Source organism: Streptomyces sp. NPDC026575, from assembly GCF_055567415.1.
Genome location: NZ_JBVHQM010000022.1, coordinates 42,681 through 60,783 on the forward strand (window position 1 = coordinate 42,681; position 18,103 = coordinate 60,783).

General features: G+C 70.0%; 13 protein-coding genes. All 13 read right to left on the reverse strand.

Features of this window, described 5'->3' with window-relative positions; translation table 11 throughout:
• Window positions 1-13 precede the first annotated feature (13 nt).
• Window positions 14-538, reverse strand: a complete 525-nt coding sequence (locus ACZ4NB_RS27615; protein WP_467665740.1) for a phage baseplate assembly protein V — start codon at window positions 536-538, stop codon at window positions 14-16.
• A gap of 81 nt (window positions 539-619) precedes the next feature.
• Window positions 620-1,762 (reverse strand): hypothetical protein, encoded by a 1,143-nt coding sequence (locus ACZ4NB_RS27620; RefSeq protein WP_467665741.1) that lies wholly within the window; start codon window positions 1,760-1,762, stop codon window positions 620-622.
• On the reverse strand, window positions 1,755-2,141 hold the full coding sequence (locus ACZ4NB_RS27625; protein ID WP_467665817.1) for a LysM peptidoglycan-binding domain-containing protein: 387 nt from the start codon (window positions 2,139-2,141) through the stop codon (window positions 1,755-1,757). The genes ACZ4NB_RS27620 and ACZ4NB_RS27625 overlap by 8 nt, the downstream gene beginning before the upstream one ends.
• Window positions 2,138-2,806 (reverse strand): hypothetical protein, encoded by a 669-nt coding sequence (locus ACZ4NB_RS27630; RefSeq protein WP_467665742.1) that lies wholly within the window; start codon window positions 2,804-2,806, stop codon window positions 2,138-2,140. Before ACZ4NB_RS27630 ends, ACZ4NB_RS27625 begins: the two co-directional genes overlap by 4 nt.
• Window positions 2,807-2,843: 37 nt before the next feature.
• A complete protein-coding gene (locus ACZ4NB_RS27635; RefSeq protein ID WP_467665743.1) occupies window positions 2,844-3,392 on the reverse strand; it encodes an SUKH-4 family immunity protein in 549 nt (182 codons plus the stop codon).
• The gene (locus ACZ4NB_RS27640; RefSeq protein ID WP_467665744.1) at window positions 3,389-10,309 is read right to left on the reverse strand and encodes an eCIS core domain-containing protein; all 6,921 of its coding nucleotides are present in this window, start codon (window positions 10,307-10,309) and stop codon (window positions 3,389-3,391) included. Before ACZ4NB_RS27640 ends, ACZ4NB_RS27635 begins: the two co-directional genes overlap by 4 nt.
• Window positions 10,306-10,677, reverse strand: a complete 372-nt coding sequence (locus ACZ4NB_RS27645; protein ID WP_467665745.1) for a hypothetical protein — start codon at window positions 10,675-10,677, stop codon at window positions 10,306-10,308. Before ACZ4NB_RS27645 ends, ACZ4NB_RS27640 begins: the two co-directional genes overlap by 4 nt.
• Window positions 10,668-12,677, reverse strand: a complete 2,010-nt coding sequence (locus ACZ4NB_RS27650; protein WP_467665746.1) for an ATP-binding protein — start codon at window positions 12,675-12,677, stop codon at window positions 10,668-10,670. Before ACZ4NB_RS27650 ends, ACZ4NB_RS27645 begins: the two co-directional genes overlap by 10 nt.
• Before the next feature lie 5 nt (window positions 12,678-12,682).
• On the reverse strand, window positions 12,683-13,774 hold the full coding sequence (locus ACZ4NB_RS27655; protein ID WP_467665747.1) for a Pvc16 family protein: 1,092 nt from the start codon (window positions 13,772-13,774) through the stop codon (window positions 12,683-12,685).
• Between the two features lie 70 nt (window positions 13,775-13,844).
• Window positions 13,845-14,609 (reverse strand): hypothetical protein, encoded by a 765-nt coding sequence (locus tag ACZ4NB_RS27660; protein ID WP_467665748.1) that lies wholly within the window; start codon window positions 14,607-14,609, stop codon window positions 13,845-13,847.
• Window positions 14,602-15,354, reverse strand: a complete 753-nt coding sequence (locus ACZ4NB_RS27665) for a T4 family baseplate hub assembly chaperone (protein ID WP_467665749.1) — start codon at window positions 15,352-15,354, stop codon at window positions 14,602-14,604. The genes ACZ4NB_RS27660 and ACZ4NB_RS27665 overlap by 8 nt, the downstream gene beginning before the upstream one ends.
• 53 nt (window positions 15,355-15,407) lie before the next feature.
• Window positions 15,408-15,932 carry a phage tail protein gene (locus ACZ4NB_RS27670; protein ID WP_384425300.1) on the reverse strand — a complete coding sequence of 175 codons (525 nt, stop codon included), beginning with the start codon at window positions 15,930-15,932 and terminating at the stop codon, window positions 15,408-15,410.
• A gap of 40 nt (window positions 15,933-15,972) precedes the next feature.
• The gene (locus tag ACZ4NB_RS27675; protein ID WP_467665750.1) at window positions 15,973-17,871 is read right to left on the reverse strand and encodes a phage tail sheath family protein; all 1,899 of its coding nucleotides are present in this window, start codon (window positions 17,869-17,871) and stop codon (window positions 15,973-15,975) included.
• Window positions 17,872-18,103: the final 232 nt, after the last annotated feature.

The following is an 18,103-nucleotide window of genomic DNA, read 5'->3' on the forward strand; positions in this document are numbered from 1 at the left end:
CCCCCCGTTCTTCTCAGCGCTTCTTGGGCACGGTCAACCGACCCTCGTTGATATCGACCTGATCTCCGAGCAGCGAAATCGAAGCGCCGTGCCCGTTATTGATATGGACACCCGTCGCATCGATCCTCACGTACGCGCCGCCCGGCGCCTCCAGCAAAATCCCGTTCGTGGGCACGTCCGACATCACCAACTTGTGCTTCCCGGGCGTCTGGATCACGACGGGATGCGCGGTCGGGGGATCGGTCCGCGCATCCTCCGGCAACTCCTCCCGATTCCCGTACCAACACCCCACCCAAATCGGATAACTGGGCTCCCCCTGCTCGAACTCCACCCACACACCCGCCCCGACCGACGGCACGACGACCTGCCCCGCCTGCGGCCCGGTGAACGGAAAACAGGGCAGTGCCCACGTCGACGGCTCCTCACCGAGCACGTCCGGAACCTGGACGATCAGCCGCCCCCGCCCCATCGGATCCTTGTTGTCCACCACCCGGCCGCGGAACTTGCCGAGAAAGCGGTTGTTAGGTGCACCGGCCATTACTCACATCTCCTGGCTTCCAGCGACTGCTGCTCTACGGGCGTACGGGCCTAAGGGCGTACGGGCGCAAGGCGTGCGGGCCTACGGGCGTACGGTCCCGCTACGGGCGATCAGGCCCTCCCGCGACAGGGTGAAATTCTGCTGGTAGGACCCGGGGCGCAGATTCGTCGTCACACTCTTGACGTAGTAGTCGCCGTCATACGTGACGCCCGCCCCCCGCACCCCCACCAACTCCCGCGGCCGCAACACATATCCATGCCGAGTGACGTCCAACGACCCCGACCCCGAAATGGCATCCGCAGACGTCGCCGCCCTGCCCAACGCCTCCGCCTTCGCCATCGCCTCGTCCCGCTTCGCGGTCCCGCTCAACGTCTTCCGCTTGAGGGCGGGGGAGGCCCGCCGGCCCAGCGGCGGCCGCAGCGGACTGATATCCGGCTGCGCAAGCAACGGCGCCCGCCGCGTCACGGGGTCCTGCACCCGCGCCTGCGGCTCTTCCCTCGCCGTCCCGTCGTACGCGAACGTCAACTGATCCACCGTGGAGTTCACATCCATATTCACGTTCAGGGCGTGTTGTCTCTGCCCGAGCCGCTGCTCGGGCCCCCAGAACGCCGTCGACCGCCCCGGCACGGGTCCAGGGTCGAGATAGAACGTGTACCCGTTCGCCCTGGCCAACTCGTTCACATACTGCAGATCCGTCCCGACCTGGTAGTCAACCCGCGACTGCTCCCTCGGCGGCTGCGGAATCTGCTCCCTGATGATCCGAGCATCGATGCCGTAATCCGCGTACTTCCCCAGAATCCGCTCGATCCGCTGCGAGGGCGCCAGATTCGGATACCGGTCGGCCCGCTCCTCCAGGTCCATCAACAGCGTCAGGTCTTCCCCGGTCACCGTCAGAGTCGTCTGCCCGGGGTGATTACTGGCCCCCACCTCCTGCCGCACAATCAACCCGTCCAGCAGCACAAACGGCGTCCCCTTGATGGACACCGCCACAATCACCCGCGTCTTCGGATCGAAGAACCCCTCAGGCAGCAACCGCTGGACAATGGCGCCCTTCTTCGTCAGATCGAACGCGATCTGAAATCCGCTCCGCTCACCCGCCGTACTCGTGATCTGCGCCGACAACAGCGCCTCGGTCACTTCCGGGGGCACCGGCCGCGCCGACTTCGGCCCCATATACAACGACACATGAAGAGGCCCACGTCCGACCGGCTGGTCGTCACCCATTCCGCACCCCCGGCCCACCCATCCCGCCCGGGAACCCGCCCGGCAGCGGAACGGCTATCTCCTCGCCCGGCTCATCGGTCAACTCCCGTGGATCCAGCACCGGGTTGGCATCGGCGATCCGCCACCACTGCCCCGGATCCCCGAAGTACCGCTGCCCCAGCTGATCCGGCCGCTCGCCACTGCTGACGGTATGCGGCACGGCCTCCTCGGCCGCCTCCTCCAACGGCGGCAGCAACCGCCGCTTGGCGTACCTCACCTCGGTCCCGTCGGGCAGGCGATGCACCCCGATCTCCACCTCGGCATACCGACTGCTCCGCGGATACGGATGCGCCCCGGGCACCTCGTCCAAGGCCCGTTCATACGGCTCGATCACCCTCAGATCCCCCTCCCGCCAAGCCCGAGCCCGGCAAAACTCCCGCCCCGGGCGGCCCGCGCCAGTTGCTCCTTCTGCGCGAGGTGAGCCAGATACAGCTCCGCCCCCCGATGCCCGGCCGGCAGATCACTCACGGTCAAGATCTTCATGCCGATACTCAGCGAAGCCCTGATCGGGTTGAGAGCGACGTCGAACGCCGACTCATTCACCGACAACTCGGTAAGCCGCACGGGCATGACGCGCTTGCTCCCCCACGTGAACAGCGTCAACGGCATCTCCAGGGGACTGATCTCGATCGTCCCCTTCTTACTGAGATGCGAGGCGGCCCGAAGCTGCGCAGTGGTGGGCTGCACGAGCATCTCCAGCACGGCGAGTTGCGGATGAATCCCGTCCGGCGCGGCGACATCCAGCTGATCGGTGGCGTCGATCTCCGCGGTGAACTTCCACGACTCCTGCGCCGGGCCTTTGAGTCTCAGGGCCTCGTTCCTGTCGCCACCACTGTCCCCTCCACCACCGCCCCCTTCCCCTCCGGCGGCTTGAGGAGAAACGGAGCGTTCGAGAGTGTCCGGATTGAACTGGAGAACGATGATGCGCTGCGGCGTTCCCAGGTCGGGATCGACGATGACGATTCCGGAGCGGATGGGCTTGGGTATGTCGGCGTATCGGGTCATTTCTTCTCCTGCCGGATGACGAGTAGCGGCCGCGTGGTCACAGCCCCATGCCGCCTCCGCTGAGTTGACGCAGAGCTATGGCCCACCAGTCCTCCGGTAGTTCGAACGAGAAGGGGTCGAGGGACATCAGGGCACTCCGAAGCTCGTCGAGCGACTCCTGCTCGGCAGCGGGATCGGCTGCCACGCGCTTGGTGTGCGCCTCGATTCGATAGAGGAACTCAAGGAAATCGGGCAGGTTGTTGTTCACGACCTCGCCGCGAGGTGTTGAGCCTTCGAGCTGGGCCAGCATGATGAAGCGCTCGTACGCGGAGATCGAAAACCGCATCCCCGGGTCCCCCGGCGGACCGCCGAAGATGACCTCACGGTGGCTCTTCCCGTCGCGGGTTGTCACATCGATGACGCGGAGAAACTCGGGCCCGCCCTCCACCTCGGTGGTGAAAAACGGTGGGCTGTGCCGGGGGAGCCCGACGGTCGTGAGCACCTCGGCATCCTCGGGGCGAAGGTCAAGGCGCTCGACGTCCTGCGTGGTCAGTGTGACGACGTTTTCGGCACCGTAAAGATCGGTCATCTGCTGGTGTGAGATCATTTCTTCTTTTTCTTCTTCTCTGGTTTCGTGGCCGGTTCCCAGTCTATTTCGATGTTGATGACAGTTCCTGCGGCCACCGTTTCGTTGTTGATCCTCATTCTGGTAGCCATATCGCGTCCCATTTCGAGGTTCGTGTTGCGATCCAGCAAATAGAAGTTCTTGTAACTGTCGAGCCCGCCCAGTTGCAGGTCGTGGACGTGGTCCGCCTGCATGTTCTTGATGCGGCTGTTGATCCCCGTCTTGAGCTTCGAGTCTGCCGTGCTGGACCCTGCCCGAATCCTCACCAGCTCCTTGAAGTCGATGGTCATCCTGCCGAGCCGGCGGGCTCTTTCCTTCAGCTCCGGGATGGATGATTCAATCTGACTTGCCTCATCCATCTTCCGGCGCGCCTCGTCTTCGTCGCCGTTTTCGCGGGCCTTGTTGGCTTCCCTTCTCAGGGTGTTGATCTCGTTGAACACCTTGAACTCGTAGAAGTCCGGCCCGGCCTCCTTGCGGAACGTCTTTCCGGCCTGGTCGAGGCGCTTGAGGGCGAGGGCCTTGCGGGCGAAGCCTATGGTGTCGTAGTGGCCGTATCGTTGAATCTTGAGCTGATGCGTGCCGACCTGCGGGTCTGGATACTCGCCGGCTTGTCCCCTCCGTCGGCGCTCCTTCCGCTCATTGAGTCTCTCGTCTTCGAGGAGGGACTGCATCTTCGACTCGTAAGTCCTTCCGGCTGGTTTCGGAGTTTCTTCCTGAACTCCGGAGTCCGCCGGCTTCTCGTTGTTCTGCACGTCCCGCTCAGCTGCCCTGATCTTCTGGAGCGGCTCGTCCTTGAGGTCGCCTTGAGCAGCCTCGTCCAGCTCCTCAAGCAGCCTCTCCATCTTGTGGCGGAAGTCTGCGACGCTTTCACCTTCGTGGAACAGCAGCCAGTCGTTGAAGTTCTGGATGCCCAGCGCGGCTTCGAGCTGCTCCCGCTTCTCGGGGGCGCCCTTGAACTTTAAACGCAGCATGGCGCGCATGGCCTGCGTGACTTCCGCAGACGGATTGAGCGTCGCGTTGATGGACGTAGGGCTACCGCCTCGGGCGTCCAAGGAGGTCAAGCGGTACCAGGCCCGCCAGCCACGCAGTGCGGCGCGGAAGGGCAGTTGTTTGACGCCCTTGTCCGTCATGCGATTGATCCGAGGGCGGAGCCGCGCCACGATCTTGCGCAGTCGTTCGTCCTTGGACTCCTTGGAGTTCTCGTCCTTCTTCTTTTCCTTTTCAGGCTTGGACTTGGGCCGGCCCGGCCCGCTCTTCTCCGGTTTGGGCCCGGACCTGCCGGGTCCCTTCTTGTCGGGCTTCCTCCCCGGCTTGCCGGGACGGTCCTTGTCGGGTTTCCGCTGGGGCTTGTCCGGGCCGTCCTTCTCCTTCGACGTGCCCGGCCTGCCGTCCCTGTCGTCCTTCGGCTTCTTGCCGTCGGCGTCGTGGTCCTTGGGCTTCGTCGGGTCCTGGTCCTTGGGCCTGTCCTTGTCCGGGCGCCTGCCGTCGCCGTCCTTCGGCTTGCCCGGAGCGTCTTTGTCGTCCTTGGGCTTCTCGGGCGACGTGTCCTTCGGCTTCGGCTTGGTGTCCGGGTCGGGCTTGGGCTTCGGCTGGGGCTCCGCCTTCGGCTTGGGCTTCGGGGCCGGGGTCGGGTGCGTGTCCGGCTTGCCGGGGGTGCCCTTGTCGTCCTTGGGTCGGCCCGGCTTCTCGGTGTCCTTGGGCCTGCCGGGGCCATCCTGGTCCGTGGGCCTGCCGGGAGCGTCCTTGTCGGTCCTGGGCCTTCCGGGAGCCTCCCGGTCCTTGGGCTCGGTGGTCCCGGGGGCGTCCTGGTCCTTCGGCCTGCCCGGGCCCGCGTCCTTGTCCGGGGCCTTCGTCGTCGGCTTGTTCGGGTCCGCCTTGGGGGCGGGCTTCGCGTTCGGCTTGGTGCCCGGGCCCGTGCTCCTACCCGGCTTCGGCAGGGTGGAGGTCGGGCGGGGGGTGTCCTTGTCGCCCCTCGGCTGTTCTCTCCTGCCGCCCTTGTCGTCGCCCGCACCGGCCTTCGTCTTGCCGCTCTTGCCACCCTTGCCGAGTTTCGCTGCCACAGACTTCAACCGGCGGCCCACCTTGGCGACGTACTTGCCGATGCCGTTCAGGAGGGCCTGGTAGGCGAGTTCGAGGAGGGCGACGATGCCCGCCGCGACCGCTTTGGCGAAGAGGATGCCCGCGCCGCCCTGGCGGACGGCCTTGAGCCAGTCGAGGACCGCACCCATCGCGCGGAGGATCTCGCCGAGGGCGCCGATCGCCGTGCGGATCGCGTCGATCACCGCCATCACCCAGCCCGCGCCGGGGATCAGCTTCGCGATGACCTTGGTGATCACGATCTCGCCGATGATGAAGGGGAGCTGGGGGACGATCGCGTCCCAGGTCTCCTTCACGATCTTCTCAAGGGTGAAGCCGCCCTTGATGAGCTTGTCGATGATCGCCTTCGGGATGCCGATGATCTCCTCGATCTTCGACTGGAACCACGATTTGACCGCCGCTTTCACCTCGCGGAACAAGTGGTGCTTCGCGCCGTCGACCGCTGAGTTCTTCGCGCCGCTCAGCCAGCCGCCCGGGTCGTCCATGAAGTCGATCGCGATCATCATGAACTCGCCCAGGGCGCCGAGGAGTTTGGATGCGTACTCCAAGACCGTCTTGATCGCGTCCACGACTGCCTTGATGACGTCCATGAGCATCTTCATCAGGACGTTCAGGATGTCGCTGAGGAGCTTGGCGATCCGGTTGAGGAGATCTGTGACGATTTTCTTCAGGAGCGCCGCCAGTTTCGTGACCAGCGCTATCGCCGCCGCTATCAGATCCGTGATGAACTTTCTGATGCGGTTGGCCAGTTCGATGATCGCCTTGACCATGTTCTTCGCGAACTCGATCAGTTCATCGATCAGGTTCTTGATCGCGTCGGCGACGTACTTGCGGGCCTCGTTGATCCAGCGCTCGGCGTTCTCCTTGAAGTTCTTGATGAAGTCGAGGACCGCGTCACGCGCCTCCCGGATGATCCGGACGATGGCGTTCTTGATCTCTAGGACCTTCTCCTTGAGCCAGTCGAACGCCTTCGTGAGCCAGTTGCCCGAGTCATTGGCCGCGGTGTCGGTCTTCTGCTTGGCGTCCGTCTCGGCCTTGTCGCCCCTGTCCTTGATCTTCTTGTCGCTTTTCTCCTTTTCCTTCTTCGTGTCGTCGTCGGTCTTCTTCTCTCGGTCCTTGACGTCCTTACGGACCTTTTCGTGCTTCTCGGTCTTCTTCGTGCCGAGTTTCTTGAGCTCCTCGTCCTGCTCCGTGCGCCAGTCGGCGCGCTGCGACGTGACCTCCGACCGGGCCTTCGCGCGCTTGCCCGTCTGCTCCGCGGTGTTCTTGGCCACCTCGCCGGCGACCTGCTGCTGGTGTTTCGCCTGCGACTCGCGGAAGTTCCTGTCCTTGGTCTGGCGACCGTCGGACATCTCCTTGTGGCCCTTGCTGAACGCCTGCTGGAACTGTGCTTTCCGATCGTGCTCCGCCACCGTCGACGCAGCCTCGGCCGGTACCGCGCCCGTCGACGCCCTGCCCGCGCGTACTGCGCCCTTGCCACCCTCGCGGCCGGGTACCTTGCCCTTCAGCTCCTCCTTGGGGGCGTTGGGGTAGACCTGGTTCTCACCCATCTGGCGCCCGGCGTCGTCACGTCCCGTCGTGACGGCCTCCTGGCCCTTGTCGTCGACCGCCTGGCCTTGCTCACCGGCCTTCTCGTCGGCGGCGCCCTGCATGTTCACGCCCGGCGCGTTGCCCGCCTGGGCCTGCTTGAGGGCCTCGTCCTTCGTCGGGAGCCCCGCGAACTTCGCGGCCAGCTCCTCCTTGTCCACCTTGAAGCCGAGCTTCTCCGCGATCCAGCCGACACCGAAGCCGAGGGCCATCTTGAAGGTGTCCCAGCCGCCCGGTTCCTCCGCCTTCTCCGCCTCGATCTGGCCCTCGGGCTTCTTCTCGCCCTTGACCTCCGCCTTCTCGTCCTTGGGCGCATCGGATTTCTTCGCCGGGTCCTGGGAGTACTGCGCCGCGGCGTCCGCCTTGGGCTTTCCCTCCAGGGTCTGGGGCGCTCCTGCCGGGCGCTGCATGTTCGGCGGTGCCGCGGCGAGCTGCTTGTGCTCGTCGCCGACCGTGCGGTCCACCGAACCGCCCACGCCGCCCATGGCCTCAAGTGCCTTGTGCGGCTTCAGCTTGGCGGCCGAGGACAGGCCCGCCTCGGGGGAGACCTGCGAGAGGTTCGGGGCGGGGCCCGAGTCCTTCTTCTTCCCCTTGGCCGGCGCGCCGCCCTTGGCGCCTCCTCCGCCGCCGCCACGAGGCGCCTTGGGCGCGGGGGCCGCCTTGGGCCCGGCGGCCTCGGCGCCCGCGTCCTCCTTCGCCCCTGGTTCTTCCTGGGGGGCCTTCGACGGCTGCGGGTCGTCCTTGGGCGCGGTCCCCTTCGCCGGTTCCTTGGGCGCCGGCTCCTTGGCCCCCTGCGAGTCAGACCCCTGAGACGACGTGTCGCTCCGGGCATCCGTGGATGCCCGGCTGCTCGCACCACCCGGCGTGTCCGCCTTCGAGCCACCGGAGACGTGGGTATCCCGCGCGGGCGAAGGCGAGGTGCCCTGGTCCTTGTCGCCGCCGCTGTCCGCCGTGCCGCCGCCCTGGCTCGCGGTGGCCGGTTCCGCCTTCTTCTGGCCGTCGTTCTTCTGCTCGTCCTTCTTCGGCTCCTCGCCCCTGCCGGCCGTCTCAGGTGCCGCGGACTTGCCGCCCGCGGCCTTCTGGGACTCCTTCTCCTGCGCACCCACGGCCTTGTCGCCGCCGGCCTTGGTGCCCTTCTCCTCCTTGGCGGCAGACTCCTTCGCCTCGCCGCCGCCGTCCGTCCTGCCCGGTGACTCCTGCACCGCCTTCTGGGCGGAGACGGGGCCCGCCTTCGGGTCGTCCCCGCTCTTCGGGTCCTTCGACGGGGCGCCCGCGCCCGGCCGGGAGTCGGCTGTGCGCTCCGCATCCGGGTCGCCGGAGAAGGCGTCGTCGGGCCCGCCCTCGGTCTCCACCGACGGCTCGGACTCCAGGGGTTCCCCGGCCTCGCTCTCCTCCGGCCCGGTCTCGGCCGCTTCGTCCTCGGCGTCCTCCGCGTCCCGCTCGGCCTGCACCTGGTCAGCCCTGGTCGGCGGGGGAGCGGGGAAGGAAGGCACCGCCCGGGCGGTGGACGAGGCCGGATCGAGTGCCTCAGCCGACGGTAGCCCGGACACGTCGAGGTCCTGCTCGGGCAGGAAGTCCTCCGGCTGGAGCCTGGTGTCCCAGGCGCTCTTCTCGGCGCCGCCTACCTCCACCTCCGACGCGCTGGCAGAGCCGAACGGATCGTCTTCGGCGGTCTCTTCGACGCCGTCGAGGTCCTGGTTGCGTACGCCGTCGAGCCTGCTGGTCCGCCCGGGCAGTTCGGTGCCCGCGCGCGCCGCGGTGGGGGAGCCCTGGGGCTGGTCCTTGCCGCCCTTGTCCTCCTGCTTCACCTGCTGGCCCGCCACGTGCTGCTCGGCGGCTCCCGGGCGGTTCTTCGCCGCGGACTCCTCCTTGCTCGCGGCGGCCGCGCCCTGCTGGCCGGTCTCCCCCTTGCCCGCCGCGCCCTTCTCGTCCTCCCCGCTCTTCTTGTTCTCCCCGCTCTTCTTGTCCCCGCCGTCCTCCTTGCCCTCCCCGGCCCCCTCGGACTTCTGCTGACCGCCTTCCTTGCCGCCCGCAGCCGGCGTGCCCGACGACGACTCCTTCTCCTTGGCGGCCGCACCCCCGGCAGACCCCGACTGCTCCTTCGCCGCGGACGAGGCACCCTCCCTACCCGCCCCCGCCTCGGGCTTCTGGGCGCCGCGCGGCGCACCCCCGCCCTGCGGAGTGCTTCCGCTCTGCGGCGTGCCGCCGTTCTGCGGAGTGCTGCCGGGCGCGGGCCGCGCCTCGGCACGGTCCTTCTCAGGTCCGGGTGCCAGGGCGGGCCTCTGCTCCCGGGCCCGCTCCTCCTCGGCCCTGCGTCGCTCGCTGTCCCGCTCGATGCGCAGGTCGTCGGCCATGTCGGGCTCCACCGCCGGGGCGTCCTGCGCCGCCCACTCGGCGGTGTCGGCACCGAGGTCGCCCTGCGCCTCGACCTCCTCGACCAGGTCGAGCACCCGGTCATGCTCCGAGCCGAGCAGCCGGTGCTCCAGGCGGACGAGCACGTCGTCCCGCAACTCGTCCGGCATCCGCGCCAGTTGCCTACGTGTGCGCTTCGACAGGTCCTCGGGGTCGCCGCGCAGCGCGCGCACGACGGAGTTCGTCAGACGGTCGAGGAGAGTCGCCGGATCGATCCGCTCCGCCCGGTTGCGGTCCGCGTCGACCGTGGCGTAGCGCAGCCAGCCGGGAGTCGCCTGCGCCTCGTCCAGCTCGGCCGCCGCCGCATCCGCGTCGGCACCCACGGAGTGCCCGGCGGCCGGACGTACGAGATTCTGGGCTGCCGCCTCCGCTTCCCGCTCGATGGATTCCTGCGGAAGGCTGACCGCCCCCCATTCGCGACCCGCCCGCAGCGCGCCCAGGCCGTGCGGGTTCTGGACCGTGTGCAGCAGCTCATGGGCCAGCAGCCGCCGGCCGTCCGCCGTGCCCGGCCGGTACGTCCCCTCCCGGAAGAAGATGTCCTGGCCGACGGCGAGGGCATCGGCGCCCATCAGCTCGGCGAGCTGCCCGGCATCGCGGTCGGTGTGCAGCCGGACCTGGCTGAAGTCGTGGCCGAGCTGCTCCTCCAGCTCGCGGCGGACGCTGAGGTCGAGGGGCTGGCCCGCGCCGCTGACGATGTTCTTCGGCTCCGGGACCGCGGACTTGGCGCGCTCCTTGCGCTTGCGCCGCTTGTCGCGTGCGGACTGTCCGGTGTCCCGCGTCGAGGACTGGGGCGAGCTGCTCATCGGGCCTCCCCCCGTCCGGTCAGGCCGGCGTGGACCGCGCGGGCCAGGGCCTCGCCCAGGCGCGCGGGGGAGGTGGTGGCCGGGAGCGGCGGCAGGCCCGCGAGGCCGTCGAGCGTCACGTCCGTATCGCCCGCCGCGAGCGGCACTCCGCGTTCGTGGACGAGCCGGGCCAGCTCGCGTTCGAAGGACGCCGTGACGCGGTGCGGGTCCACGCGCGCGTCGAAGCCGTCCAGGACCAGTTCCCCGATGTCGACACGGAAGGAGTGCGGCACCTCGGACTCACTACGGCGGGAACGCTGGTCGGCGGCCGCCGCGGGCTCCTGGCCGGCCGGCTCCCGGTCGGGGTTGTGGACCTCGTTCAGACCCATCCGTGGACCTCCGACGGCGTCAAGGAGCGTTCCAGCTTCAGGTACTCGGTGCGAGCCGCGGCCAGCATGTGGCGCATCTGGAGGCGGTCGCCCTCCTCGGCGGCGAGAAAGGCCCCCGAGAGCGCGATATTGCGGATCGAGCCACCGGCGACCGTGAGTTGGGCGAGGCGGGACGGCTCGATACCCTTCAGCGGCGCCTGGGCGGGCAGCACCCGGCGCCAGATCTCCGCCCGCTCCTTCTCGCCGGGGAAGGGGAAGTCCACGACGAAGCGGATACGGCGCATGAAGGCGGAGTCCAGCGCCTTCTTCATGTTCGTCGTCAGGACGGCCAGCCCCCGGTACGCCTCCATCCGCATCAGCAGATAGCTGACCTCCAGGTTCGCGTAGCGGTCGTGGCTGTCCTTGACCTCGCTGCGCTTGCCGAAGAGCGCGTCCGCCTCGTCGAAGAGGAGCAGGGCGCCCCCGCGCTCGGCGGCGTCGAAGACCCTGCTCAGATTCTTCTCGGTCTCGCCGATGTATTTGCTGACCACCTGGGAGAGGTCGATGATGAACAGGTCCAGGCCCAGTTCCTTGGCCATGACCTCGGCGGCCAGGGTCTTGCCCGTGCCGGAGCCGCCCGCGAACAGCGCGGTGACGCCCAGGCCGCTGCGCAGCGCCTTGGCGAAGCCCCAGTCCTGGTAGACGGTGCCGCGCTGGCGTACGTGGGCGACGATCTCCTGGAGGATGCGCAGCTGACGGTCGGCGAGGACCAGGTCGTCCCAGCCGGCGCGCGGTTCGATGCGGCGGCCCAGTTCGTCCAGGCCCATCCGGGCCTCGGTGAGGCCGGCCTGCCAGGCCAGTTCGGCGGCGTCGAGCCCGCCCGAGTGCGGCAGATCGCGGCGTACGGCGGCCGCGGCCGTCCGTACGACATGCGGCGGGAGCTGGAACTGGGCTACGAGAGACTGCAGTTGACGTTCAGTCACCTCAGGGACGTCGGCGAAGGCGTCCGTCCAGAGCCCCAGCTGCTCCTCGTCGTTCAGCTTCGGTACGGTCACCCGCTCGCCGCGCGGCTGCCCCGTCTGGCGCGGGTCGGGGCTGGAGACGACCAGGGGGACGGCCGCGCCCGCGATGAAGGCGTCCGCGGCGGCGTGCTGGTCGCGGTCCAGCTCGCCGACCTCGACGAGCAGGGCGGCGGGCAGCAGGATCGCCTCGCGCTGCCAGAGGCGGGCCAGGCGGTCGCGTTCGGCGGCGTCGGACGGTATGTCGTCGGCGGCCATGGAGTACAGGCCGAGGCCCGAGCGGCGGGCGGCCGCCGCGGCGATGTCGGCGCGGGTGCGCAGGTCGGCGCCGACCAGCTCGACGCGGAGCACGGAGTCCGGCCCGGCGCCCGCCCAGCCCGCGGCGACCCGGTTCGCGGCCGCGTCGTACGAGGGCGGCAGGGCCTGGGGGGCGGGGGTGCGGCGCAGCAGGCCGTGCAGCCTGGCGTCCAGGTACGGCGCGCCGACCAGGAAGTGCAGGATCCGTTCGTCCAGGCGGAGCCGGGTGGTGGTCAGGCGGGTCTCGTCGTCCAGCTCGATCAGGCGCCAGCGGCGCAGCGGGGCGACGGGGGTCAGCGCGCTCCAGTGCGGAGCGCCCAGAGCGGCCAGGGCGAGGGAGAAGGTGGGGTACGCCCGGTCGGGGTCGCCGCTCGCGGCGGCGCACCGGGGCGCGGTGGTCGGATCCAGCTCCGCCGCGGCGGCGAGCAGCACGATGTCCCGCTCGAAGTCACTGAGGCCGAAGCAGGAGGTGAGGGCCTCAAGCGCGGCGGGGGGCGCGGTGGGGTGGGCGGCACCCCGGCCTGCGGGCTTGTCGGCGGGCTTGTCGGCGGGCTCGTCGGTGAGCCGGCCGGCGGGCTCGGCGGGCGTACGGGTGGCACGGGCGGCGTGGGTGTCGAGACGCGCGAGGACGGCCGCCAGTGCGGCGGTCAGCGCCTGGCCGTCCGTCGTCCGGTCGCCCTCGGCGCATGCGTTCACCCCGTTCACCTCGCTCAGCCCTCCTTGCCGGAGCCGGCAGATCCGGAGCCCGAACCCGGGCCGGAGCCCGAACCCGCCCCGGAGTCAGGGGCCTTGGCCGACGAGTCCGGCTTCGCCGACGAGTCCGGCCTGGCCGGTGCCTCCCGCCTCGGCGCCGCGTCCCGCTGGGCCGGCGCCTCCTGCTTTCCCTGCGTCTCCCGCTTCGGCTGCGTCTTCTTGGCGGGCCGGCCGCCGCCGACGCTCGCCGCGGCCTTGCGCGCCGCCCGGGTCGACGCCCCGGCCGTACGCCCGGCCCGCGCGCGGCCCCCGGCCCTGGGCCCGTCTGCCCGGCCCGCCTCGGCTTCTCCGTCTCCGGCGCCCCCGGCCTCGGCTCCCCCGGCCTTCTCGTCCTCGGCCGGCACGCCGCCCTTCGGCTCCGGCGCCCTCGTCCGCTCAGGGGGCGCGGGCTCGACAGCCCCCGCCGCGCCTCCGCTCCCCGGCCGCTGCGGCGCCCCCGGCGCCCCGAACGGCAGCACCGTCACCTCCGGCCGCTCCACCGGCTTCGCCGGCTTCGGCTTCTGGTGGCCGTCGAGCAGCACCAGCGACGCCTGGTACACCACCGACAGCGAGTACGGCGTGTTGTGGAGCATGCCCCACAACTTCGACGTCTCGTCGACGTCCATCTGGGTCGGTGTGAAGCGGACCTTCTGGAGCGACTCGGCGAGATCGCTGCCCGCCAGATACGGCCGCTGCACCGCCTCCTCGATCAACTCCCTTGGCAGTACGGGTATTTCGTGCAGCGTGCGGACGACACTTCCGATCAGCCGCTGTCCGACCAGTTCGGTCTCCTCGCCGTATGCGCTGATCACGTAGTGCAGGTCGAGCGCGGCCGCCGGCCGCTTCAGCAGCGTGCCGTCGGAGGCGCGGGTGACCAGGTCGTTGTTGCGCATCGAGGGGTTGTGGGTGACCTGGTAGAGGAAGACCGTGATCGTCGGGTCGGTCGGCGGATCGGCCGGCGGCTTGCGGGTCTCCACCGAGACCGCCATATCGATCTCGGGGTGCAGATTGTGCTCGATCAGCAGCGCAAGGGCCTGGGTGACCGTCGCGACGGCGAGTGCGTTGCTCATGAAGTCCGTCCCCCTGAAATCCCTGACATCCACGCCGGCCACATCGCCCTGATCGCCCTGTGCGTCACCGTCAGCTCGTCCTCTCCCCGCGCGCCAGATAGTCCGCGAGGCTCAGCGACGGCTCACTGCGCTGCGGGCGTGCCGGCCGGCCGCCCGCCGCGGGCCGCTCCGCACCTGCCGCGCTGACCTCAAGACGTCCGATCTGTACGTGCACCACCCGCTCGGCGCCGCGCTGCCCGCGCCGCCCGGCGGCCGCGGCCCGGGTGGCGGTGCGGGCCGCCGGAACCGCGTCGGTACGCGGCCGCAGCGCCGGGGCAACGGCCGGGGCGGCGACGTCCCTGCCGGGCGCGGGCGACGGTGCTGCCGCCCGGCGGGCCGACCCGTCCTCCCCGGACGCCCGTACTCCCCGCTGCGGGCGTACGACGTCGGCCGCGGCGGTCCGCAGCCCCGTTTCCACCGCCGCCGCGGGCCGCAGCAGCGGTGCCGCCGGCCGCGCCACCGGCTCGACGAGGTCCGAAGGGGCCTCGTGCGGGGCCTCGGCGCGGACGACGGTCTGCCGCTCGGTGGTCCTGATCTCCCGCTCGTAGCGGACCTGTTCGCCCCCGAAGGGCGAGGTCCGCGGCGCCTGCGGATACAGCGGAGCCGGTTCGTCCGCCGCCGCGGGCGCGCCGCGCAGCGCCTCGACCCGCTCGAACGGGCCCGGCAGCCGGGGCTGTACGAGCGTGCGCCGGGCCCCGTCCGCAGGGCCGCCGCCGGGCGCGCCCAGAACGCCGCCCCCGGCCGCCGGCGCATGCCGCGCCAGCAGCCGGTCGAGGTAGTCAGCCAGGTCAGGCATCTGCGCACAGCTCCAGGTAGTAGCGGCGCCGCAGCGGGCTCAGCGCCAGGATCTCCGGCTCGCTCCAGCCGTAGGCCGAGGCGAGCAGATGGACGTCCAGGAGCACATCGCGCGCCCAGGCGTCCAGTTCGGTCCACAGGTACGCGGCGATGTCCAGCTCCGCCGCGGTGGCCGTACCGCACTCCGGGCAGGCGATGTTCAGCGTCACCTCGGCGGCCGGATCGGCTTCCTCGGCCGCCTCGGCGAAGCGCTTGAGCACCGGCTCCGGCAGCGCGGCCAACTCCTCCTCCGCGACCGTCCGGCCGCCCCGCAGCGCCGACAGCGCACACCGGGCACCCAGCAGCCGCCGGGCGTCCACGGCGCCGTCGGCCAGGGACGCGACCGCGGCGAGGTCGGCGGGGCAGGGCAGCCGGAAGCGCACCACCCAGTCGCCCTCCGCCACCCGCAGACCGCCCTCCGGCAGCCGCGGCCGGGCGCCCATCGCCGCCGCGTCGAGCTCGAACTCCATCGCCTCGCCGCAGTCCGGGGCCGCGCAGTCGAGCGTGACCTGCATCCGCTCCCCGAACAGCGCCCGGCGCAGCGCGAACAGATCGGCCGCCCGCTCCCCGAGCGGCACCGACAGCAGCGCGTCGGTGCCGGCCCCGGGGCGGGCCGCCCGGTGCAGCAACAGGGCCCGGCCGCCGCTCTGCTGGGCCAGCCCCGCTTCCCAGGTGGCCAGCAGTTCAGCGGGCCCGGTGACCGCCATTCCTCACCTCGTCCGGTGCTTCGGTGCTCTGGTGGCCCGCCGTCGGAGCCGCCTCACGCCGGATGCGTGAACGACGGCTCCTCCGGCTCCGGCACCTCGTAGTCGCGCTCCCAGCCCTCGCACTCCAGCTTCAGGCTCTGGATGGCGACGGCGTTGGCGTTGGCGTCCAGCTCGCCCAGGACCTGGTACTCGCTCGGCCAGGAGCGGTAGATCTTGTGCGAGACGGCGACCTGACCGGCCTCGTTGAGGACCTGGATGACGATGTCCTTGCGGAAGTCGGCCAGCGAGACCTCGGAGCCGAGTCCGGCGCCGACCTGCCAGACCTTGTTGGCCCAGCGGTCGAACTCCGGGTCGTGGGTGACCCCGCGCTCCAGGGTGATCCCCTCGAACTCGGAGCGGCCCGGGGACTTGCGCGGCGAACTGGGGTCGCCGCCGTGCCGGTGCTTGACGACCTCGGTGGTGCGCTTCAGCGGGCTGATCTTGCTGACGCCCGCGACCGTACGGCCGTCCCACAGGACCAGGAACTTGAAGTTCTTGTACGGGTCGAAGCGATGGGCGTTGATCTGGAACTCAGCCATCGGAATCCTTCACTTCTCCTTTCCTGCTTCCTGTACGTCGCTAGACGTCGAACTGCCCGGCCAGCTGCTGGATCTTGACGATCACGAACTCGGCGGGCTTGACGGGCGCGATGCCGACCACGACGTTCACGATCCCGTTCTCGATGTCCGCCTCCGTCGTGGTGTCCTTGTCGCACTTGACGAAGTACGCCTGGCGCGGAGTGCCGCCCTTGAACGCGCCCTTCTCGAACAGGGAGTGCAGATAGGCGGAGGCGTTGAGGCGGATCTGCTGCCACAGCTGCTCGTTGTTGGGTTCGAAGACGACCCACTGCAGCCCGCGCAGCAGGCTCTCCTCCACGTGCAGGGCCAGCCGCCGCACCGGCACGTACTTCCACTCGCTGTCCAGCGCGTCGGCGCCCTGGAGCGTACGGGCGCCCCACACCAGCGGGCCGGCCATCGGCAGCGTCCGCAGGCAGTTGATGCCCAGCGGGTTGAGCAGCCCGTTCTCGCGGTCGGTGAGCTTGACCGTCAGGGAGTGCACGCCCGCCAGCCGGGCCTCGGTCCCCGCCGGCGCCTTCCACACCCCGCGCTCACCGTCCGTACGGGCGATGACACCGGCGACCGCGCCGGACGGCGGGAAGGAGCGCAGCCGGCCGCTGAGCGGGTCGGTGAGCTGCAGCTGCGGGAAGTACAGCGCGGAGTGGTTGCCGCGGACCGCGTCGAAGGCGGTGATACCGGCCCGGGCGGCGTCGACGCTGCCCCAGGCGGCGGGCGCGTCGACCAGGAGGAAGATCCTGCGCTCCCGGCACAGCCGCTCGGCCGCCGACAGGACGGTGACCATGTCGTCGGTGGACTCGTACGAGGCCAGCTCGGGCAGCGCGAGCAGGTTGACGTCGTGCACGTCGCGCAGCGCCTGGAGGCCGCTCTTGCGGGCCTCGCTGCCGATGATGTCCCGCGGGCCGGGCGGATCGCCGTCCTCGCCGCCGCACAGCGGGAAGACGGGCGGGTTGACCGATGCCTCCAGACCGAGGTCGTTGGCGCACTCGCCCAGGAAGCGGACCACGTCGTCGGGGTCGGTCGAGCCGGCCACGACCTGGATGCGGCGGCCGAAGGCGGTGACCTCGGCGCCCGCGAAGGCGTGCTTGCCGGGGGCGTCCGGCAGCGCGCGCAGCTTGTGCTCCAGCAGCAGCGCCAGCTCGGTGACGGTGCAGGGCGCCTCGCCGTCGCAGTCCGGGTCGTAGAGCGTGAACTCGCGCTCCACGTCGCCGATCTTGACGGTGAGGTCCACGGCCAGGTCGGGGAGCTCGTGGTGGAAGGGCTTGGAGACGGTGCCGGAGGGGTCCGGGCGGCCCTCGCCGACGACCTCGACGCGGATCAGCGCGGACCCGGCGTTGATCACCGTTTCCGCGTAGCGGCCGTGGCAGGGGTCCATGGACAGGCCGGAGAAGGACTCACGGGCGGTGCCGTGGACGTCCAGCACCTGCAGGTTGAACGTCTCCTCCGAGGGAGAGGGGTGGCGCGAAGCGCCTCCTGCCGCGGTGGTGGCCGGGCGACGGGCGGGCGTGTCGTGGTCGACGGCCACCCGCAGGCCCGAGCCCCATACGCCCGGCTCCTTGGCGTGCACCCGGAGCACCGGGCACTGGCTGTGGCCCTCGGTGGACTCCAGGGTGACGTGGGCTTCCTTGCCGCTGCCGGCCTTGGCGACCCGTACGATCACCGCGACCGTGCCGCCGTTGCCGAAGAACTGGTGGACGGCGTACGCGACCGGGCTCTGCGAGGTCAGCCCCCCGAAGCGGCGCTCGAAGTCGGCGAAGCTGGTGATCCGCACCGGCTGGTTGAGCGGGCCGCGCCGGGTGTGACCGACGAAAGCGGTCACCGAAGTGGTCACGGTGGTGATGCTGCGGATGCTGCTGGGAAGCTCTTCGACATAAACGCCGGGATAGGTCGTATGTGTCGGCATTCCCCCTCCAATCCCTTCAGGCACCGAGTGTGACGACACCAAGAAATCGAGAAAGCTGGGAGGGGAGGTGGCAAGAAGGGGGAGGGGCGGCGAGTACGGAAGAGCCCGCGGCCGCCCCCTGCCCGCGAACGCGCATCCCCCCGCTACCCATCAAGTTCCCCCGTCTGCACCCGGTGCCGAGCGGTCTGCCGACCGGCCTGCACGGGACCAAGCCCGAAGCTTGTGACTCCTG